Source organism: Exiguobacterium sp. s133 (genome assembly GCF_018618595.1).
Taxonomy (GTDB): Bacteria; Bacillota; Bacilli; order Exiguobacteriales; family Exiguobacteriaceae; genus Exiguobacterium_A; species Exiguobacterium_A oxidotolerans.
The window spans coordinates 95,798-116,444 of sequence record NZ_JACSMK010000010.1; the positions used below are offsets into that span (position 1 = coordinate 95,798).

The window sequence follows — 20,647 nt, forward strand, 5'->3', positions numbered from 1 at the left end:
ATCCATTCATGACATTTCAAGCTGTGACAAGTAACACAACAGACAAATTGGAAATGCTTTAAATCCTTTGTTACAAACAGATGTCAGAGCGGTTTTCCTGTCCCGAATCGAAAGCGCTTCCAATCTTGAACAAAAAATACTTTTTCACAAAATCGACACAAATCAATTTTAGACGGCTTGTTTCTCATTCCAGAACGCGATATAACGTTACTGTTCAATGGTTTTGTTCATCAAGTGAACCATCTCTTTAAACGTTGATAGTACTACATATTTTCTTCACATCTTCGTGAAAAGAGGTGGATGGGGTACCTCTGTGAAAACCTTATCAATCGTTGATATACAATGGTTTCAGCGGTCTATTTTATTTGTGAATTCATTTGACTATGAAATGGTTCTCATTGTATTCTTGACTAGTATGAAAATCCGCAAATTGTGGGAAAGAAAAAGAACCTGCAATTGGGAAAAGGGGGTCGTCTCTAGTGCGCCAAAAAGGGCTCGCAACGAGTATGGTCATGGCCTCGCAAATTTCGACGGCACTTGCCGCACCAATCGTCATCGGCTTCCTTGTTGGGAACTATGGGGAACAGCAAGACTGGTGGCAAAAGATGGGAGCGACATTCTCAGTGTTCATCGGGATTTTCATCGGCATTCTTTGCATGATCGCAATGATCAGGCACTTGTTAGGAGACAAGACATGAACATAATCCTTCAAGATGCGTTGTATCGTGCGTACTTACGATGGTTTGGACTCTATTATGGAATCCTGGCTGTCTTGTTACTTGTCGGTTATCCGAGTGATCCAGTGATTTATGGGCTGGCATTAGGTGGGGCAGGTAGCTTCATGATCTTGACGCTGCAACGATTAAGCGTCGATCGAATGTATCGTGTAATCGAGCGTGGGCGCAAGCCGATGTCTCGAGGGACCGTATCACGCATGGCGGTCGCGGTACTTTGTGTGATGATCGGTTTGAAGTACGAAGCCGAATTGTCATTAACTGCGGTGGTAATAGGCCTTCTCGCCGGCCACGTCATACAATTTTGTGAGTTCTTGACTCACGAACTTAAGCGGGAAAAGAGGTGAATAGTCAAATGAACCACGAAATGCCACTTTACGAAATCCCACTCTGGGGCGACTTCGTTCTGTACGGTAGCTGGACGAACTTGATCACAGTGCTGATAGCAGCTGCTCTCGTCTTCCTGATTGCCGTGGCCGGTACGCGACGTCTCGCGATGAAGCCAACCGGTTTTCAAAACACGCTAGAGTGGTTCCTCGAATTCGTTCGCGGAATCATCAGCAGTACGATGGATTGGAAAACAGGGGGTCGCTTCCTTACTTTCGGAATGACACTGTTCCTATTCATCATCGTGTCCAACTTAATGGGTCTCCCATTTAACGTTGTGACGGGTCACTACATTTGGTTCAACTCACCAACTGCGGATCCGTACGTGACACTTGCACTTTCATCTATGGTAGTGGTCATGAGCCATTATTACGGTGTGAAAATGCGCGGCTTCGGTGCATATGCGAAAACGTTTATGACGCCGATGTTTATTATTACCATCATTGAAGAATTCGCAAACACGTTGACGCTCGGTCTTCGTCTTTACGGGAACATCTTCGCTGGTGAAATCATGATCGGAATCATTCTCTCGATCGGAATCATCTCTGGAACGAACGATTTCCAATTCCTCGGACCAGTCGGTGTCATCCTTTCAGCGATTCCAATGCTGATTTGGCAAGGATTCTCACTCTTCATCGGAGCGATCCAAGCGTATATCTTCCTTATCCTGACGATGGTTTACATCGGACATAAGGCAGCGCACGACCATTAATTCGAAGGTAAAGCATCTGCTTTTCCGATAATCGCACGACCAAATTTCGAACACAATCTAGGGAGGCAATTTATAATGGAACTTATTGCAACAGCGATCATCATCGGACTCGGCGCACTTGGCGCTGGTATCGGTAACGGTCTTATCGTAAACGGTACAGTATTAGGACAAGCACGTCAGCCAGAACTCAAAAACGAACTTCGTCAAACAATGTTCATCGGTATCGGTCTTGTTGAGGCACTTCCAATCATCGGTGTAGCGGTCGGTTTCCTTCTCCTCAACTCTTAATTCATAGTTTAAGAAACGAGCTACATAGGGCGTTATTCGTTCGACAGGAGTGAACCGTCACGGGAGCTTTTGCTCCCTTATGTAGATATAAGAAGTTGGACCAACCACGAGGGGAGTGTAATCGAATGAATCTTACGTATCTTGCGGCAGAAGCAGGCGGCGAAGAAAGCCACCTTTTACTTGCCAATATGATCGTCACGATCGTCGTTTTCCTCTTGCTCCTCATCCTCTTGAAGAAATTCGCTTGGGGCCCGCTCATCAACATGATGAAAGCGCGGGAAGAGCATGTGGCTAGCGAGATCAACTCGGCTGAAAAAAGCCGTAAAGACGCTGAAGTCTACGTAGAACAACAACAAGAAGAATTAAATAAGGCACGTACGGAAGCACGTGACTTATTAGAATCATCACGCCGTCAAGCTGAGGCAGAACAAGCACGTGCGATGGAGCAGGCACGTCTTGAGACAGAAATGAGTAAGGAAGAAGCTCGCCGTGCAATCGACCGTGAACGCGCTGAAGCACAAGCTGCTTTGAAGAACGATGTTGCTCTTCAAGCAATCGCTGCAGCACGCCACGTCATGAAAACACAGCTTGCGACAGACGAAGCCGCTCAGCGCGCGCTCGTCGATCAATTCCTTGCTGACACTAAGGGCACGAACTAATGCGTGATCACGTAGCGGGACGCTACGCAAAAGCGCTCTTCGATCTTGCGCTTGAGCATCATGTGCTCGAGCAAGCAGAAGCTGATGTGCGGACGCTCGGCGAAGTGCTCCACGCAACACCAGAGCTCGCATCGGTTTTAAGTAACCCATCGATTTCTGCGGAAGAGCTGAAGTTAGTCTTACAGACGAGCTTCACGGGCTTCAACACGATTGTTTTGAATACCATCCTCGTCATGGTCGAAAACGACCGTGCGGCGGAAGTATTGTCTTTGCCGGAGCATTTCATTGCGTTATTGAATGAACACCGTAACGTTGCGACAGCCGTCGTGACGAGTGCATACAAATTGTCAGACGCGGAAATCACGAAAGTGAAAGAAACGTTCGGCCAAAAATCAGGTAAAACGCTTGAAGTAGAAAATGTTGTTGATACGAACGTAATCGGAGGACTTCGCGTCCAAATCGGTTACACGACATATGACGGCACGATCGAAACGAAACTAACGCGACTTGAGCGTGAGCTGTTAAAAGCGTAAGAAAATAGGGGTGAAACGCATGAGCATTAGAGCTGAAGAAATCAGCGCCCTGCTTAAAGCGCGTATCGCGCAGTACGGTTCTACGATGGAAGTGAACGAGACGGGTACGGTCATCCAAATTGGTGATGGTATCGCTCGTGCACACGGACTCGACAACGTCATGTCGGGAGAGCTCGTAGAATTCGCTAACGGCACAATGGGCTTGGCGCAAAACTTAGAAGAAGGCAACGTTGGTATCATCATTCTTGGTGACTACCTTGATATTAAAGAAGGCGATTCAGTTAGCCGTACAGGACGCATCATGGAAGTACCGACAGGGGACGCATTGCTCGGTCGCGTCGTTAACCCGCTCGGTATGCCAATCGATGGTCTTGGTCCAATCGAAACGGAACACTATAACCCAATCGAGCGTAAAGCTTCTGGCGTTATGGCACGTAAATCGGTTCACGAACCACTTCAGACAGGAATCAAGGCAATCGATGCCCTCGTTCCAATTGGTCGTGGACAACGTGAGTTGATCATCGGTGACCGTCAGACAGGTAAAACGTCGATCGCCATCGATACAATCATCAACCAAAAAGAAGAAAACATGATTTGTATTTACGTCGCAATCGGACAAAAAGAATCAACAGTCCGTGGTGTTGTTGAAACACTCCGTAAAAACGGTGCACTTGATTACACGATCGTCGTTTCTGCCGCTGCTTCACAGCCGGCACCACTTCTTTACCTCGCACCATTCGCTGGTGTAGCGATGGGTGAACACTTCATGGATCTCGGCAAGCACGTTCTTGTCATCTATGATGATCTTTCAAAACAAGCAGCTGCATACCGTGAGCTTTCGCTTCTCTTGAAGCGTCCACCAGGCCGCGAAGCTTACCCAGGGGATGTCTTCTACCTTCACTCACGCCTTCTTGAGCGTGCGGCGAAATTGAACGACGAGCTTGGCGCAGGTAGCTTAACAGCACTTCCGTTCATCGAGACACAAGCGTCGGATATCTCGGCTTACATCCCGACGAACGTTATCTCGATTACGGATGGTCAAATCTTCCTTCAATCGGATCTCTTCTTCTCAGGTGTCCGTCCAGCGATCAACCCGGGTCTCTCGGTATCGCGTGTTGGTGGATCGGCTCAAGTAAAAGCGATGAAGAAGGTAGCGGGTACGCTCCGTCTTGACCTCGCCTCTTACCGTGAGCTCGAAGCCTTTTCACAGTTCGGATCTGACCTTGATAAAGCGACACAATCGAAGCTTAACCGTGGTGAGCGGACAGTAGAGGTTCTGAAACAGGATCTTAACCAACCGTTGACTGTCGACAAGCAAGTCATCATCATCTATGCCTTGACTCGTGGTCACCTTGATGATGTTGCCGTTACGGATATTCGTCGTTTTGAAAAGGAACTCAACCTCTGGCTCGATCAAAACCGCAAACAGCTTTGCGATGAGATCCGTAAAACAGGTAACCTTCCGGCTGACGAAGAACTCGTTACAGCAATCTCAGAATTTAAGAAAACGTTCCAAGCGACAGTCTAAGGGTCAACTCTTAGGCTTCGCCTGAACGCTCTTGATACTAACAAGGTGGTGAATCGAAATGGCATCGTTGCGCGAGATACAAACGCGGATTAACTCGACGAAAAGTACGAAACAGATCACGAAAGCGATGAACATGGTTTCGGCGTCGAAACTAAACCGCGCTCAAGCACATAGCGCGAAGTTCCAGCCTTACATGCTGAAAATGCAGGAGGTTCTCGGAACCATTGCGAATGGCACGACAGGTGCGAGCCATCCGATGCTCGAGAAACGTCCCGTCAAAAAGACTGGATTTATCGTCATCACATCGGATCGCGGCTTAGCTGGTGCATATAACGCCAACGTGCTGCGTGAAGTCTACCGGGAAATCAAAGAAAAGCACACTACGGACAGTTACGTTCTGTATGTGGTCGGTAAAGTCGGTGTTCAGTTCTTCCGTTCACGCGGAATCACGGTCACAGACGCGATCACAGGACTCAACGATTCTCCTTCGTATGTTGATGTAGCTGAAATCGTGAAGCGTACAGTGAGTGCGTTCACGAACGGTGAAATCGACGAACTCAAGCTGAGCTACAACCATTTCTTGTCTGTCATCAGCCAAGAAGTGAAAGTCGAAACCCTTCTCCCACTCGGAGAAATCGAAGCTTCGTCTTCGACGACTTATGAGTATGAGCCAAGTGAGGAGCAAATCCTTTCTGAACTCCTTCCGCGTTATGCGGAAAGCTTGATCTTCGGTGCGCTTCTTGACGCGAAAGTAGCAGAACATGCGTCACGTATGACAGCAATGCAAAGTGCGACAGATAACGCAGATGACTTGATCGGTCGATTGACTCTCGTCTACAACCGGGCTCGACAAGCTGCAATCACGCAAGAAATCACAGAGATCGTCAGTGGAGCAGCTGCGCAGCAGTAAGCCCCAAGGACGTAATGATAGGTAGGAGGAAACACGATGAACGAACTCGGTTTAAAAGGCCGCGTCGTCGCGGTCATGGGACCTGTCATCGACGTTAAGTTCGAAGGACACTTACCGAACATCTACAACGCGCTTCGTATTCAATATACGCCGCAAACTGTAGAAGAAGTGGCTATCGACTTAACGCTTGAGGTCGCATTACACCTTGGTGACGATGTCGTCCGTACCATTGCGATGGATTCGACGGATGGTGTACGCCGTGGAGTGGAAGTCCTGGATACAGGCGCTCCAATCTCGGTACCCGTCGGTGAAGCGACACTCGGTCGCGTATTCAACGTACTCGGTAACCCAATTGATGAAAAAGAACTTGATGCAAGCGTGGAACGTCTTCCGATTCACAAAAAAGCACCAACGTTCGACAACCTTTCAACAAAAGTTGAAATTCTTGAAACAGGAATTAAAGTCGTTGACTTACTTGCGCCTTACATCAAAGGTGGTAAGATCGGTCTCTTCGGTGGTGCCGGTGTAGGTAAGACCGTCCTCATCCAGGAATTGATCAACAATATCGCTCAAGAGCACAGCGGTATCTCGGTATTCGCAGGTGTTGGTGAGCGGACACGTGAAGGTAATGACTTGTACCATGAGATGACGGATTCAGGCGTTATCAAACAAACAGCGATGGTCTTCGGTCAGATGAACGAACCACCTGGTGCACGTCTTCGTGTTGCCTTGACTGGTTTGACAATGGCTGAGTACTTCCGTGATGAGCAAGGACAGGACGTTCTTCTCTTCGTTGATAACATCTTCCGTTATACGCAAGCTGGTTCAGAGGTATCAGCCCTTCTCGGTCGTATGCCATCTGCCGTTGGTTACCAACCAACACTTGCAACAGAGATGGGTATGCTCCAAGAGCGTATCACGTCAACAAACAAAGGTTCGGTTACATCAATCCAAGCGGTTTATGTACCAGCCGATGACTATACTGACCCGGCTCCTGCGACGACGTTTGCTCACTTAGATGCAACGACGAACCTTGAGCGCCGTCTCTCTGAGATGGGTATTTATCCTGCCGTGGATCCACTTGCTTCTACATCACGCGCCCTTTCACCTGAAATCGTCGGTGAAGAGCATTATGCTGTAGCACGTCAAGTTCAGGAAACACTTCAGCGTTATAAAGAACTTCAAGATATCATCGCAATCCTCGGTATGGACGAGTTGTCGGAAGATGACAAGTTAAGTGTTCACCGTGCGCGTCGTATCCAGTTCTTCTTGTCGCAGAACTTCCACGTAGCTGAGCAGTTCACAGGACAAAAAGGATCGTACGTCCCAGTTAAGGACACGATCCGCGGCTTCAAAGAAATCCTCGATGGCAAACACGATGATTTGACGGAAGAAGCATTCCGTCTCGTCGGTCCGATCGAAGATGCGATTGAAAAAGCGAAGGCGCTTGTCTAAGTGACAAAGCATAAGGGGGACTTGAGATGAACACACTTCATGTCAATATCGTCACCCCGGATGGCGAAGTGTATGATGGCGATGTCCGTATGGTCGTTGCGAAAACGATAACGGGTGAAATCGGGGTCCTCCCGCACCACGTACCGCTCGTAACACCACTCGACATCAGCATCTTGAAGTTGCGCCACGAAGATGGCGGACGCACGTTGATCGCTATCAGCGGTGGCTTTATGGAAGTGCGCCAGGATACTGTAACGGTTCTTGCAGAAACGGCGGAGCAGGCAGATAAGGTCGATTATGACCGTGCTGCGGCTGCGAAGGTTCGTGCAGAACGACGTCTCCAGGACACGAAATTATCAGATCTTGAGTTCAAACGCGCAGAGCTTTCATTGAAACGGGCAATTAACCGTCTCGATTTAAAAGACTACGGTCGCGATTGATTCAAGTAAAAGACCCGGTTTCCCTCGTGGAAATCGGGTCTTTTTTTATAGAAAACGTCAATTTAAAAGCGTTTTCTTTAAGATTAAGGCGATTCAGGTTTAAGATGGCGAAAAATAGTAAAAGTACCATATAGACCTCTTATTCACAAACTTTTCATCCTTACTTCTATAGAAATTGTGACAATCATCTTTAATAAATATATTTTATGCGCTAAAATAAATGCATATTGTGCTTTTTTGTTTGCGAAATCATTCATTTTGTGAAATCATGGTAAGGTTGAAGAAAACACGAAGAAGAGGTGCAAGCGCGTGACGTCAATTGGTTTAAGTGCTTTAGTGAGTATGCTCGTTTATGTAATGGCAATTGTTCTTGCCTGGTGGTCACTCTTACCAGTCAAGTGGGAAAAAATCCTCCAACATCCTAAAGGTCCACACGCCATTGCGTTACGGACGTTGCTTGCGATTGCACTCGGTTCCCTCGTCGGTCGCTTTTTGCTGGAGTATTCGGGATTCGCCCAACGTCTTCAATTTTTAGTAGGCTGAACTTGTAACTTCCTTGTAAACCCTAATTTGGTCATCTGAATTAGTATGGAAAAGGATAGTATTCTTATAATGAAGAAACACATTGATTATGACACTGAAAATCGTATTGGCTTTTGGCACGAGAGATAACTATAGGAAAGTTTCTTTCTATCATTTGTTGACTTTTCAACTATGATCAACACCAATCACGAATTGTACGAATAGAAAAGAAACGAAGCAGAGGAGTATGGGTAATGGAAAAAATTGTTGTCCGTGGCGGACGTAAATTAGCTGGAACAGTAAAAGTAGAAGGTGCAAAAAATGCAGTCTTAAAAACGTTGGTTGCGACATTGCTCGCATCAGAAGGTCAATCGGTCCTTCAAAACGTACCACGTCTTGCAGACGTCTATACAATCAACAATGTCTTACGGAACTTAAACGCACAAGTTGAATTCGATGCAGAAGCGAATACGGTTACCGTCAATGCAGAACCGGAACTAAAAGACGAAGCACCACTTGAATACGTTCGTAAAATGCGGGCATCGATTCTTGTCATGGGTCCACTCCTTGCACGTCTCGGTCGCGCACGCGTTGCGATGCCGGGTGGCTGTGCAATCGGATCACGTCCAATTGATCTTCACTTAAAAGGATTCGAAGCGATGGGCGCTAAAACAATCATCGGAAACGGTTTTGTTGAAGCACAAGTCGATGGTCGTCTCCAAGGTGCAAAAATCTATCTTGATTTCCCTTCTGTCGGTGCGACAGAAAACATCATGATGGCGGCAACACTCGCTGAAGGCACGACAGTCATCGAGAACGTTGCGAAAGAACCTGAAATCGTTGACCTCGCGAACTTCTTGAACGCGATGGGCGCGAAAGTCCGTGGCGCAGGTACGGAAACGATCCGTATCGAAGGTGTCGAAAAATTACACGGTGGCAACCACTATGTGATTCCAGACCGGATTGAAGCCGGAACATTCATGATTGCAGCTGCAATCACAGAAGGTGACGTCGAAGTCATCGGTGCTGAGCGTGAGCATCTTCGTCCATTGATCTCAAAAATGGAAGAGATGGGTGTTCAAGTATCGGATACAGAAGAAGGGCTTCGTGTTGTCGGACCTAAGAAATTGGTTGCTGTCGACGTGAAGACGATGCCACACCCTGGTTTCCCGACAGACGTTCAAGCACAGATGATGGCGCTTGTCTTAAAAGCTGAAGGAACATCGGTCATCACGGAAACGGTCTTCGAAAACCGCTTCATGCACGTGGAAGAATTCCGCCGCATGAATGCTGATATCAAAATCGAAGGACGCTCATCCATCATCACAGGTGGTGTTCAGCTTCAAGGAGCAGAAGTCTTATCAACAGACCTTCGTTCTGGTGCAGCGCTCGTCACAGCTGGTTTGATTGCTGAAGGTGAAACACGTGTCGGTGCACTCCATCACATCGATCGTGGATACGTTGACTTCCACTTGAAACTGCAAGCCCTTGGCGCAGATGTCGAGCGCATCACGGAAGAAACAGCGGTTGTCGAAGAAACGGCAGCGACAAAGCTTTAATCTTAAGCTATTATTCCATTTCATTAACGAGAGACGACTTTCTGAAAAAGAAAGTCGTCTCTTTTTGCTTGCCTGTGCTAAAATTGAAAGGTATGTATACATAAATGGGTTAGACGTCCAAACGACGTTCTAAATTATGGAATAATAGCCAGCTGGTAAAGGAGATCACGCGAGATGTTTTCAAAAGATATCGGAATTGATTTAGGAACTGCCAATGTCGTCATTCATGTAAAGGGAAGAGGAATTGTCCTCGATGAACCTTCAGTCGTCGCCATTGATAAAGCGACCGGCAAAATTCATGCAGTAGGTACGGAAGCACATTTAATGGTAGGCCGGACACCGGGAAACATCGTCGCGATTCGTCCGCTCCAAGATGGTGTGATCGCAGATTTCGAGATGACGGAAGCCATGTTACGTCACTTCATCGATAAAATTGAGGTCCGCAGCATGTTCGGTGGCGTTCGGATGTTGATTTGTACACCAGCGAGCATCACGACGGTCGAAGCAAAAGCGATTCGTCAGGCAGGAGAAAAATCGGGCGCGAAAACCGTCTTCCTCGAAGTCGAACCGAAAGTAGCCGCGGTCGGAGCAGGGATGGACATTTGGATGCCTGCGGGACATATGGTCATCGACATCGGTGGCGGGACGACGGATGTTGCAGTACTCTCGATGGGAGATATCGTCTGTGGCGAAACAATCAAAGTTGCAGGAGATCGATTTGATCACGATATCATTCGGGCAATCAAAGATCGGCATAAGTTAATCATCGGTGAACGGACGGCGCAAAACGTCAAGATGACGGTCGCAACGGTCTCAGAAGACGGACGTCAGGAAGAGATGGACATCCGGGGACGCAACCTCGTCACAGGGCTGCCGCATAACATTACGGTCAGCTCACAGGAAATTCATGAAGCACTCGCAGAATCAGCGATGGAAATCGTTGAAGCGACAAAACGGGTTCTCGAGAAGACACCCCCGGAACTCGCAGCAGATATCATCGACCGCGGCATCATCTTAACAGGTGGTGGGGCATTGCTCGATGGAATCGATCAGTTGTTGGCAAAAGAGCTTGGGTTACCGGTCTTGATTGCAGAAGATCCAATGTTATGTGTCGCACGCGGGACAGGCATCATGCTCGATAACTTAGGAAAATAAGAAATGTTTGTTTGGCACAAATCGTCAAGCGATGAGGTAACCGTTCACTTAATTGTGGGGGTTACCTCTTTTTATTTTGCGTAGAGAACGATTCAAGAATGTTGCGGGATAAAGATTCTTTTTTCCCGTAGGAGTCACGGGAAGCGAATCTTTTAGACAGATGCGTTTTTGTCGAATGCCGTTCTCGAACAGATCGGATTAGATTGCAGATAGACAAAGTACAGTGCCTTGAACGATTCAAGAATGTTGGGGGATGAAGATTCTTTCTTCCCGTGCTTTCCTCGGGCGAGGCGCAAGCCGTTGCTACTTGATCCTATCCGGATAAGTAGCAGGGTCTCGCTTGCCTCTGACAGCGCAAGAATTTCTTGCGCTTTTTCCCGTAGGAGTCACGGGAAGCGAATCTTTTAGGCAGGTGCGTTTCTGTCGAATGCCGTTCTAGAACAGATCGGTTAACGCGTGTCTGAGCTTCCATAGAAGTGAGAACGCCAATCGATAAGATGTAGCGCCTTAAACGGAAATAGGGATAACTTGAACAACTTGCTTCGAAAACGGTGAGACGCTTGAGGGAATCAGTGAACCTTGAAAAGGTTCACGAGCAAGCAAGGGGAGACCCTGCAGCTTTTGTAAAAAGCGAAGCGGCTTCCCGCTTGCCCCTAAGCAAGCGAACCGTGGTAGAAGCGAATGTTGTTCAAAACCCACGAGGTCAATGTACTGAATGTTGTTCAAAAAAACGCACTTTTATGTGACCGCGAAAAAGACTTTCTAAAAAAAATATCAGAATAACGGTTGACGAAAGCCTGGAAAAAAGAGAGAATGAGAATGTTCTCAATGAGAATGAATATCATTATCTTTACAAGGAGACTACGATGTCGATTATGATTTGGGGAATCCTCCTCGTATGTGTCTCGATTGGCTCCATGTTTGTTGGTGTCGCTGACCTCGATTTAACAGAAATTTTATCTTGGAGCGAGACGGAATGGGAATTGTTCTTGATGAGTCGGATACCACGACTTTTAAGTATCTTATTAGCTGGAGCGGGTATGAGCATTGCGGGATTGATCATGCAACAAATTACACAAAACCGCTTCGTTTCACCGACAACGGCGGGAACGATGGATTTCGCGAAACTCGGAATCGTCGTTTCAATGATTGGCTTTAGTGATGCACATCCACTGATTAAGATGCTCATTTCATTTGGATTTGCGTTTGGTGGTTCGCTCTTGTTCATGCGGATTCTCGAACGGATCAAAATGAAGGACGTCATTTTCATTCCTCTCGTCGGGTTGATGCTCGGCAGTATCGTCGGTGCCTTGACGACGTTTCTCGCATTGCGGTTTAACTTGCTGCAAAGCTTAGAAGGATGGATGCAAGGAAACTTTTCGATGATCACAAAGGGACGCTACGAATTGCTTTACATAACTGTTCCGTTGCTGTTCGTCGCTTATCGTTATGCCCACCGGTTTACGATTGTCGGAATGGGCGAAGAATTTTCACAAAATCTTGGTATCTCCCATAAGCGTGTCATGCAGCTTGGGCTGGCGATTGTTTCATTGATCGCTTCAGCCGTGATTTTATCGGTCGGTGTGATTCCGTTTCTTGGTCTGATCGTGCCGAACTTGATTTCGATTTGGTACGGCGATCACTTACGAAAGACGTTACCGTTAACGGCTCTGTTCGGTGCCTTGTTCGTCCTCGTCTGTGACATTGCGGGCCGCCTGTTGATTGCACCGTATGAGATTCCGATTAGCTTGATGGTCGGGACGATTGGCAGTGGCTTGTTCCTCTACCTCTTGTTTAGGAGGGATCGTTATGGCTTATCGTAAACGGTTGATTTGGCTGGGCGTCCTCGCGTTATTATGCATGGTTGGCTATATGACGTTGAACTTACAAGGGGCACTCGGATATGTCATTCCAAGGCGCTTTACAAAGTTAGCAGCGATGCTTGTCACGAGTGTCGCGATCGGGGTCTCGACCTTGATTTTCCAAACCGTGACGATGAACCGGATTTTGACACCGAACGTCATCGGTCTCGATTCACTGTATATGTTGCTTCAAACCGGACTCTTGTTTTTGTTCGGCAGCTCAATCCTGCTTGAAGTCGGAATCGAAGTCCGCTTCGTCGCAACGATTCTTTTGATGGTCGGTTTTGCGATCGTGCTGTATCAATTGCTGTTCCGAGGGGAAGGGCGGAACGTCTACTTCCTTCTCCTCGTCGGTCTTGTCTTCGGAACGTTTTTCGGTAGCATCACCTCGTTCCTTCAACTGCTGATGGACCCGAACGAATTTCAATTGTTGCAAGATCGCTCGTTCGCGAGCATCAACAACGTCGATTCGGACTTATTGATGTTAGCGACAGTCCTCCTCGTCTTGAATACGGCTTGGCTTTGGCGGTATGTCCGCTTCCTCGACGTATTGGCACTCGGACGCGACCATGCGATTAACTTGGGCATTCCGTATGAAAAAATCGTCAAACGTCTGTTAATCATCGTCGCCATCTATATTTCGATTGCAACGGCTTTAATTGGACCGATTACGTTTTTAGGGCTATTGATTGTCAACGTCGCCTATCAACTCATCCCGACGTACCGCCATCACGCTTTAGCGGTCGCGACAGTTTTACTTGGTGTGATCGCGTTAGTCGGGGGGCAGTTGATTGTCGAGCACGTCTTGAACTTCTCGACGACGCTCAGTGTCATCTTGAACTTGATTGGTGGTAGCTACTTTATTTATCTCTTGCTGAAAGGAGTCGACCGATGATTACGATTGACAACATCACAAAACGGTTCGGAACGAAGACCGTCGTCGAAGAGGCAACGTTCACGATCCCGAAAGGTAAATTGACATCCTTCATCGGACCGAACGGTGCGGGTAAAAGTACGGTCCTCTCAATGATTAGCCGTCTCGCGAAAGCGGATGCGGGCGTCGTCACACTGGAGGGGACGGCAATCAGTCAATTTCCGTCAGATGACTTGGCGAAGCGACTGTCGATTTTAAAACAAAGCAATCACCTCGGACTGCGTGTGACGGTCCGTGAGCTCGTCGGGTTTGGTCGTTTTCCGTATTCGAAAGGACGACTGACCGCCCTTGATCACGAGAAAATCGATCGGGCGATTGCATACGTCGGCCTCGAAGAGATGCAAGATAAACAAATCAACGCCCTCAGCGGAGGTCAGAAGCAACGTGCCTTCATCGCCATGGTAATTGCCCAAGATACGGATTATATCTTGCTCGACGAACCATTGAATAACCTCGACATGCGTCATGCCGTCCAGGTGATGAAGTTACTCCGGAAGCTCGTCGACGAGGAAGATAAAACGATCGTCGTCGTCTTACACGACTTGAACTTCGCATCCGTTTACTCAGATCAGATGGTCGCGATGAAAGAAGGACAAATCGTTGCGACGGGTCCGACAGAGCAATTGATGGAACAGTCGTTACTCGAAAACCTGTATGAAATGGATTTAACGTTGGAACAGATGGATGATCATAAAATTTGCCTCTACTATACTTAACATAAGGGAGATCAATTAACATGAAAAAGTGGTTCTTACTCGTTATTGCAATTTGTGTCGTCGCACTCGGTGCGTGTGGAAAAGGAACAAATGAATCAGCCGCTTCAAGCGATGAAAAAATAACAATCAAACATGAATTAGGTTCAACTGAGGTCGTCAAAGACCCAAAAAAAGTCGTCGTCTTTGATTTTGGTGCACTCGATACACTCGATGAACTCGGTGTCGAAGTGGCAGGTCTACCGAAAGAACTCGTTCCAGCCTATCTTAAGCAATATGAAGCAGAGCAGTATACGAACGTCGGAAGTTTAAAAGAACCAAACTTTGAAGCAATCAGTGAACTTGCACCAGACGTCATCCTGATCTCAGCCCGTCAATCGGAAATGTATAAAGAGTTCAGCAAGATTGCACCGACGATTTATGTAGGAATCGATACACAGGACTACATGACATCGTTCAAAGATAACGTCAACATGCTCGGTGAATTGTTCGGAAAAGAAGCAGAAGCGACAGCTGCATTAAAAGAAGTAGATGAAAAAATCGCGGCAGTCAAAGAGGATGCTAAAGAAGCACCTGAGTCACTTGTCCTGCTCGCGGGGGATAAAAGCATGAGTGCGTTCGGACCGGGCTCTCGTTTTGGCTTGATTTACGATGCATTTGGTTTAAAAGCAATCGATACGACTCTTGATCAAGCCGTCCACGGACAAGATGTCTCGTACGAATACATCGTCAAAAAAAATCCGGGCATCATCTTCGTCATCGATCGTGGAGAAGCAATCGGTGAAGGCGCAACGGCGAAACAAGCGATGGACAATGAATTATTGAAAAACGTCGATGCCGTCAAAAATAATAAGGTCGTCTACTTGAGTGGAGACGTGTGGTATCTGTCTGGTGGCGGTATCCAATCGATCGAAAAAATGTTGGAAGAAATCAAAACAGCACTGTAACAGCAAAAAAGCTCAATCCGTGAAGGACTGAGCTTTTTTTCATCAATAGCTTAAAGAATCTTGCCAATCAATCATTTCGTATTTTGCATGAACGCCTGATAGGCCTCAAAGTCATGATAGACGATGGCACGCGGGGGGAAAGAGCTGTTCATCGTCTGATTGACGAGTTGGTTCAAGGCTTGCCGTGACTGACCATAAAAGGTGATGCTCGGTGTCTCCGGTAGTTCCGTGAACTCGAGAGCGTACGACAGGTTGTGCTGGTGGTTTGCCGCATACAACGTATCGACGAGCGTGATGGCGGATAAGCCGTTTCCACCACCGTAGACAGTCCGGTAACTCATTAAGGTCACTTCGCTTGCAAGATCCATCGCCCAGGCACTGACAGGACGTCCGGAGACATCCGTGACCGTAGGAACCAAAACGGAAGAAAGAGTTGCGGTAGCCCTTCCATCGTTGCCCGCTCCTGAAAGGCAGTCAGGATTCGTTGATAAGAAGCGATAACGGCAGATTGATTCGTCGTCCACTCCGGTAAGGCCTACGGTTCGAGATCGACGCTGATTCCATCCGGATGCTGCATCGTCTCACTTTGATACAGGGTAATCCAGGCGAGCGGGTCTTCGGCATTCGGTCGGAAGGTCGCGCCTTCATTCGTAATCCAGCGTGGTTGTCCGAACAGGAAGTAAACTTCAATTCCTGCTGCATGCGCGGCCTCGACGAATGTTCGATAGAGAATCAGGTCCCCCTCCACAGCAACATGAAGATAGACACGCTTCATCTGCCGGTTGGCGAGCTGATTAATTTTCACGGGGATGGACGCTTCCGGAATCGACCACATCACCGTATGGCGCGTGACGGGGAGAGCGGCTTGACCGCTTGACGGCAGCAACAGACTGAAAAACGAGACGCAGACGAGACTGACGAGAAAACTAGTGTTCACTCCTTCTGCATGGTACTCCTACTATCGGTTCGTTTGCTTAAAATAGGTATCCATCAATAGTCTTTGAGACTATTGCATCAGTTCAAAACCTAGACATTTCACATTGTGAAGTGTATATTAGAAGTTGTTGCTTGACCTCGGAATTACCATTAAAAAGGAAGTGATGCCACAATGCCGTTGTGGAAAAGAAATTTAATCGTCGTGTGGATCGGGAGTTTTTTGACTGCCGCTGCACTCAGTCTCGTTTTACCGTTTTTGCCATTATTCATTGAAGAGCTTGGCGTCGATGGACGTCAGGAGATTACGACCTGGTCCGGGATTGCGTTCGGGGCAACGTTCCTCGTCGCCGCAATCGTCTCACCGATTTGGGGACGCCTTGCCGATAGAAAAGGACGGAAATTGATGTTACTCCGGGCAAGCCTCGGCATGTCGATTGTCATGTTTTTAATCAGTTTTGTGCAAGATGTGTATCAGCTTGTTTTCTTACGGCTCGTCATGGGAGCGGTCTCCGGATTCATTTCAGCCGGAATCACCTTGATTGCTTCTCAAACCCCGAAAGAGAAAAGTGGCTGGGCGCTCGGTACATTGTCGACCGGTGGGATTGCCGGTGGGTTGCTCGGACCTCTGATTGGAGGATTCCTTGCCGACATGATTGGGCTTCGACCCGTTTTTCTCTTTACGAGCGTACCGTTATTTTTGACGTTCCTCGTGACATATTTCTTCGTCAAAGAAGAATTCGTCCCGCTCGAAGTCAAAAAAATGGCTTCCGCGAAAGAAATCATTCAATCACTCCGTCATCCGGAGCTCATCTTGAGTCTATTCTTGACGACGTTCTTGATTCAGTTCGCAGCGCAATCCATCAGTCCGATTCTCTCGCTCTACGTGCGAGAGCTGAGTCCCGGAACGGAACGACTGGCGTTACTGTCGGGTATCGTCGCCTCAGCACCCGGGATTGCGGCATTGATTGCTGCCCAGCGGCTCGGACGACTGTCCGACAAGATTGGAGCGGAACGTGTCTTGTTCGTTGCCTTACTCGTCTTTGCCGCCTTCTTGATTCCGCAAGCGTTCGTCACGGATACGAGTCAATTGATCGTCTTACGGATGGGAATCGGATTTGCGACAGCGGCCTTGATGCCATCGGTCCAAGCACTGCTTCGTAAACACACACCAGCCAATGCGTCCGGACGAATCTTCGGTTACAATCAATCGGCCCAATTCATGGGAAACTTCCTCGGACCGCTCGCCGGTGGTCAAATCGCCGGTCATTTCGGTTTTGAAGCGTTGTTCCTGTTTACCGGTTTGATCGTCATCACGAATGCTGTCCTCGAACGGACGCAAACAGCGGTACTCAGTAAAAAACATTCCTAACACGGAACGCCTCTCCGGTCAGTAACCGGGAGGCGTTTTTTTTCATGTCAACGAAAAGAAGTCATCGAGTTTTTGTTGCTCCGAGTGTTCGAGTGCCTTCATCAAAAGGATGGACTGGGCACGTACTTTATAGTCGGCAGAGTAATGGAACAGTCCATTGTCGAGTTCCGTGATCGCAAGCGGTTCGATGATCGTCCGTGGATGATTGACATCCTTCAATCGTAATGACAGCTCGATTTGGTGATCGACGGGCAAGTGAATCAAGGCTTGAATATTTCAATCAAGAGCTAGGACTTTCGGTTCAACTATTGTTCTCATTACCTTTTTTTGAAAAAAACTCATAATTCAACAGAACCTGACCGATATACTAAACATAAGAGAATTGAACATTAAGTCAATGAGGAGACAAAAACATATGTTACGAGGAATGTACACGGCGTCTGGTGCGATGCAGGCGTTACAGCGGCAACAAGAAATGTTAAGTAACAACCTGGCCAATGCGCGGACGCCTGGCTTCCGCGCCGATCAAGCATCGCTCCGGACGTTTCCGGAGATGATGATTCAACAATCAGGCGTCAATGAACGAACGGGAATTCAATCAAGAGGGACGGTCGGCACGCTCGCGACAGGTGTCTTCATGCAGGCAGCGACGCCGAACTTTGCCCTCGGTTCGATTACGGAAACGGGCAACGCGACGGATCTCCAAATCAGTTCACGGGACGGATCCGCCCTCTTTACCGTCTTACATACGGATCCGCTGACAGGTGGGGAAGAGACGCTTTACACGACGAACGGCCAATTCGCCGTCGGGCAGGATGGTTTGCTCCGGACGACAGAAAATGATCTCGTCCTTGATGCAAACGGTCAGGCGCTGAACGTCGTCAATGAAGACTTCGTTGTCAGCGCAGACGGAGCGGTGACGGACGGAAACGGACAAGCAATCGGAAACCTTGGACTTGTCGTAACGGATCAACCGGAAACACTCGAGCGGACAGGCAACGGTTTATTCCGCTCTCCGGCAGCACTTGCCGCGGGAGACGTCAAAGTCGACCAAGGCGTGCTCGAACTCGGGAACGTCGAAATCGAGCAGACGATGGCTGAGATGAACAGTGGACTTCGTCAGTTCGAAGCCAATCAAAAAGTCATTCAAGCTTACGACCGGACGGCTGAAAAAGCTGTTTCTGAAATCGGTCGCGTTCGTTAATCGGAGGAGGAAGTCATGCAATCACTTTATACATCAGCCAGTACGATGGCTCAATTACAAAAACAACTCGATACGACCGGGCATAATCTCGCGAATGCGAACACGAACGGCTACAAGCGTCGTGATGCACAGTTCAATGAGTTACTCGTCCGCAACATCAGCAACACACCGGGCGGCTTGGAAACAGGTCCTTTGACGACGCCGGTCGATCTTCGTCTTGGTGTCGGTGGGTATGTCGCGAACGAAGCGACACGTTTTACCGTCGGTGCTTTTCAAACGACCGGACGGAATTTGGATGCGGCACTCGGTAATCCGCATCACTTCTTTGGTGTCATCGATGCAGACGGTGTGACGAAATTCACGCGGGACGGCAACTTTGAGTTATCACCGCAAGGCAACGGACAGATGTTGTTGACGGATGATGCGGGACGCTCCGTCATCAATCAAGCGAACGATGCCATCACCTTACCGGAAAATGCGACGGCGATTGAGCTGAACAAAGATGGCAATATCACAGGTGTCCTCAACGGAGAACGTCGTGTCCTTGCCCGCATCGGTGTCGCGGATATTCCGAACCATGGCGAGTTGACGGATGTCGGCGGTGGACTCTATACGGCGACCGGGCAATATCAAAATGCTCAAGGGAACCCGTTGACGGTCGGGACGCTCGAGTCCTCGAACGTCGACATGGGGACGGAAATGACGAACTTGACGCAAATTCAACGCGCCTATCAGTTTAATTCGAAAGCTTTGATGACGACCGATCAGATGATGGGAATCGTCACATCACTCAAATAACGCATCTGCTAAAAGCCGCGCCTTCCGGAATCCGGAAGGCGCGGCTTTCTGATGGAGTCATTTTTTTAAGCTCAGGTAGACCGCTGCCATATCTAAATCGGCTTGGTCTCCCGTGTTCGCCTGTTCATACTGTTCATGTGCTGCTTCTGCCAGCGGTAAACGTAACGTGTACCGTTTCGCGGCGTCCGTGATCAACCCCAAATCCTTCGCCATCAACCGAAGCGGGAAAGCAGGGGGGAACTCTTCTGTTCGGTACATGTCCTGTTTGCCTTGGAAGAGCGGTGTATTCATGCCGGACAAGGAAATCATCTGGATGAGTTTTTCTTTGTCGAGCCCGGCCGCTTCTCCGAGCAGGAACGTTTCAGCAAGTCCCTCACCGACGATGCCGAGCAGGAGATTGATTGCAAGTTTTGCTGCGCTGCCTGTTCCGTGGTCACCGAAATGGATACTTTCTTTACCGAGAACATCGAGATACGGCCGGCATGTCGCAAGTGTCTGTTTGTCACCACCGACGAGCATGACGAGCTGGCCGGCTTCTGCGACACCGACTGAACCAGAGACGGGAGACTCGAGATAGGCGGCACCGGCGCGTTCGATAAGTTGCGCTGCCTGTGTTGATTCCTCGGACGAAATCGTACTCAAGTTGACGACGATTTTGTCCGTCAAGTCGCCTGCGAGCAGCCCGTCTGTTTCGTGAAGGACATGATCAATCGCTTTTCCGTCTGCGAGCATGATGAAGATGATGTCCGACTGTTCGACCAGTTCGCGTGGTGAGCGAAGCGACGTTGCGCCTTCCGCGACGAGCGGTGCTGTCTTACTTTCTGTTCGATTGTAGACGTGTAACGGGTGTCCGGCACGGCGAAGGCGTAACGCCATCGGGATACCCATATGACCTAATCCTATCCAACCAAGTTGCATCTGTCTGATTCCTCCTGTATGTGTAGAGTCGCTTTAGCTATTCCCTTTTAGAACCTTATGTTAAACGCGACGTAAGCGGTGTTC

General features: G+C 48.4%; 24 protein-coding genes. 20 read left to right on the plus strand and 4 right to left on the minus strand.

The window, feature by feature from the left end; translation table 11 throughout:
• The first annotated feature begins 479 nt into the window (after positions 1-479).
• The 17 genes from KNP96_RS13045 (at position 480) to KNP96_RS13125 (ending at position 15,338) form a co-directional block, all read left to right on the plus strand.
• Complete coding sequence (locus KNP96_RS13045) at positions 480-698, plus strand: AtpZ/AtpI family protein (RefSeq protein ID WP_014971404.1); 219 nt, start codon at positions 480-482, stop codon at positions 696-698.
• On the plus strand, positions 695-1,081 hold the full coding sequence (locus tag KNP96_RS13050; RefSeq protein WP_088837971.1) for an ATP synthase subunit I: 387 nt from the start codon (positions 695-697) through the stop codon (positions 1,079-1,081). The genes KNP96_RS13045 and KNP96_RS13050 overlap by 4 nt, the downstream gene beginning before the upstream one ends.
• 8 nt (positions 1,082-1,089) lie before the next feature.
• Entirely contained in the window at positions 1,090-1,833 is a 744-nt protein-coding gene (gene atpB, locus KNP96_RS13055) for a F0F1 ATP synthase subunit A (RefSeq protein WP_088837970.1), read from the plus strand.
• Positions 1,834-1,908: 75 nt separating this feature from the next.
• Positions 1,909-2,121 carry a F0F1 ATP synthase subunit C gene (gene atpE, locus KNP96_RS13060; protein WP_012371545.1) on the plus strand — a complete coding sequence of 71 codons (213 nt, stop codon included), beginning with the start codon at positions 1,909-1,911 and terminating at the stop codon, positions 2,119-2,121.
• A gap of 125 nt (positions 2,122-2,246) precedes the next feature.
• A complete protein-coding gene (gene atpF, locus KNP96_RS13065) occupies positions 2,247-2,780 on the plus strand; it encodes a F0F1 ATP synthase subunit B (protein WP_088837969.1) in 534 nt (177 codons plus the stop codon).
• Entirely contained in the window at positions 2,780-3,313 is a 534-nt protein-coding gene (locus KNP96_RS13070) for a F0F1 ATP synthase subunit delta (RefSeq protein WP_088837968.1), read from the plus strand. The genes atpF and KNP96_RS13070 overlap by 1 nt, the downstream gene beginning before the upstream one ends.
• Before the next feature lie 19 nt (positions 3,314-3,332).
• The gene (gene atpA / locus KNP96_RS13075; RefSeq protein WP_029331744.1) at positions 3,333-4,841 is read left to right on the plus strand and encodes a F0F1 ATP synthase subunit alpha; all 1,509 of its coding nucleotides are present in this window, start codon (positions 3,333-3,335) and stop codon (positions 4,839-4,841) included.
• Between the two features lie 58 nt (positions 4,842-4,899).
• Entirely contained in the window at positions 4,900-5,751 is an 852-nt protein-coding gene (atpG, locus tag KNP96_RS13080; RefSeq protein WP_088837967.1) for an ATP synthase F1 subunit gamma, read from the plus strand.
• A 36-nt stretch (positions 5,752-5,787) separates the two neighbouring features.
• Complete coding sequence (gene atpD, locus KNP96_RS13085) at positions 5,788-7,206, plus strand: F0F1 ATP synthase subunit beta (RefSeq protein WP_088837966.1); 1,419 nt, start codon at positions 5,788-5,790, stop codon at positions 7,204-7,206.
• Positions 7,207-7,232: 26 nt separating this feature from the next.
• Positions 7,233-7,646, plus strand: a complete 414-nt coding sequence (locus KNP96_RS13090; RefSeq protein WP_088837965.1) for a F0F1 ATP synthase subunit epsilon — start codon at positions 7,233-7,235, stop codon at positions 7,644-7,646.
• A 309-nt stretch (positions 7,647-7,955) separates the two neighbouring features.
• The gene (locus tag KNP96_RS13095) at positions 7,956-8,189 is read left to right on the plus strand and encodes a DUF1146 domain-containing protein (RefSeq protein ID WP_029331740.1); all 234 of its coding nucleotides are present in this window, start codon (positions 7,956-7,958) and stop codon (positions 8,187-8,189) included.
• A 233-nt stretch (positions 8,190-8,422) separates the two neighbouring features.
• A complete protein-coding gene (gene murA / locus KNP96_RS13100) occupies positions 8,423-9,727 on the plus strand; it encodes a UDP-N-acetylglucosamine 1-carboxyvinyltransferase (RefSeq protein WP_029331739.1) in 1,305 nt (434 codons plus the stop codon).
• A 174-nt stretch (positions 9,728-9,901) separates the two neighbouring features.
• Positions 9,902-10,882 (plus strand): rod shape-determining protein MreB, encoded by a 981-nt coding sequence (gene mreB / locus KNP96_RS13105; RefSeq protein ID WP_088837964.1) that lies wholly within the window; start codon positions 9,902-9,904, stop codon positions 10,880-10,882.
• 866 nt (positions 10,883-11,748) lie between these two features.
• Entirely contained in the window at positions 11,749-12,705 is a 957-nt protein-coding gene (locus KNP96_RS13110; protein ID WP_088837963.1) for an ABC transporter permease, read from the plus strand.
• A complete protein-coding gene (locus KNP96_RS13115; protein WP_214767755.1) occupies positions 12,692-13,639 on the plus strand; it encodes an iron chelate uptake ABC transporter family permease subunit in 948 nt (315 codons plus the stop codon). The genes KNP96_RS13110 and KNP96_RS13115 overlap by 14 nt, the downstream gene beginning before the upstream one ends.
• The gene (locus tag KNP96_RS13120) at positions 13,636-14,394 is read left to right on the plus strand and encodes an iron ABC transporter ATP-binding protein (protein WP_214771004.1); all 759 of its coding nucleotides are present in this window, start codon (positions 13,636-13,638) and stop codon (positions 14,392-14,394) included. The genes KNP96_RS13115 and KNP96_RS13120 overlap by 4 nt, the downstream gene beginning before the upstream one ends.
• A 20-nt stretch (positions 14,395-14,414) precedes the next feature.
• A complete protein-coding gene (locus KNP96_RS13125; RefSeq protein WP_214771007.1) occupies positions 14,415-15,338 on the plus strand; it encodes a siderophore ABC transporter substrate-binding protein in 924 nt (307 codons plus the stop codon).
• A 71-nt stretch (positions 15,339-15,409) separates the two neighbouring features.
• Here KNP96_RS13125 and KNP96_RS16780 read toward each other — a convergent pair whose 3' ends face one another.
• Entirely contained in the window at positions 15,410-15,862 is a 453-nt protein-coding gene (locus tag KNP96_RS16780; protein ID WP_251135178.1) for a hypothetical protein, read from the minus strand.
• Positions 15,863-15,873: 11 nt separating this feature from the next.
• A complete protein-coding gene (locus KNP96_RS16785) occupies positions 15,874-16,275 on the minus strand; it encodes a hypothetical protein (protein WP_239456769.1) in 402 nt (133 codons plus the stop codon).
• Between the two features lie 171 nt (positions 16,276-16,446).
• Here KNP96_RS16785 and KNP96_RS13135 point away from each other — a divergent pair, with 171 nt between their 5' ends.
• Complete coding sequence (locus KNP96_RS13135) at positions 16,447-17,643, plus strand: multidrug efflux MFS transporter (protein WP_088837959.1); 1,197 nt, start codon at positions 16,447-16,449, stop codon at positions 17,641-17,643.
• Positions 17,644-17,685: 42 nt separating this feature from the next.
• Here KNP96_RS13135 and KNP96_RS13140 read toward each other — a convergent pair whose 3' ends face one another.
• The gene (locus tag KNP96_RS13140) at positions 17,686-17,907 is read right to left on the minus strand and encodes a hypothetical protein (protein WP_088837958.1); all 222 of its coding nucleotides are present in this window, start codon (positions 17,905-17,907) and stop codon (positions 17,686-17,688) included.
• A gap of 151 nt (positions 17,908-18,058) precedes the next feature.
• Between KNP96_RS13140 and KNP96_RS13145 the strand changes: the two genes are divergently transcribed.
• Together KNP96_RS13145 and KNP96_RS13150 are read left to right on the plus strand one after the other, a co-directional pair.
• Positions 18,059-18,847, plus strand: a complete 789-nt coding sequence (locus KNP96_RS13145) for a flagellar hook-basal body protein (protein ID WP_029331728.1) — start codon at positions 18,059-18,061, stop codon at positions 18,845-18,847.
• A 15-nt stretch (positions 18,848-18,862) separates the two neighbouring features.
• Positions 18,863-19,645: a flagellar hook-basal body protein gene (locus KNP96_RS13150; protein ID WP_159173323.1), complete on the plus strand. Its 783-nt coding sequence runs from the start codon at positions 18,863-18,865 to the stop codon at positions 19,643-19,645.
• A 57-nt stretch (positions 19,646-19,702) separates the two neighbouring features.
• On the opposite strand, the gene KNP96_RS13155 is transcribed toward KNP96_RS13150, so the two are convergent.
• Entirely contained in the window at positions 19,703-20,563 is an 861-nt protein-coding gene (locus tag KNP96_RS13155; RefSeq protein WP_214771010.1) for an NAD(P)-dependent oxidoreductase, read from the minus strand.
• Between the last annotated feature and the right edge of the window lie 84 nt (positions 20,564-20,647).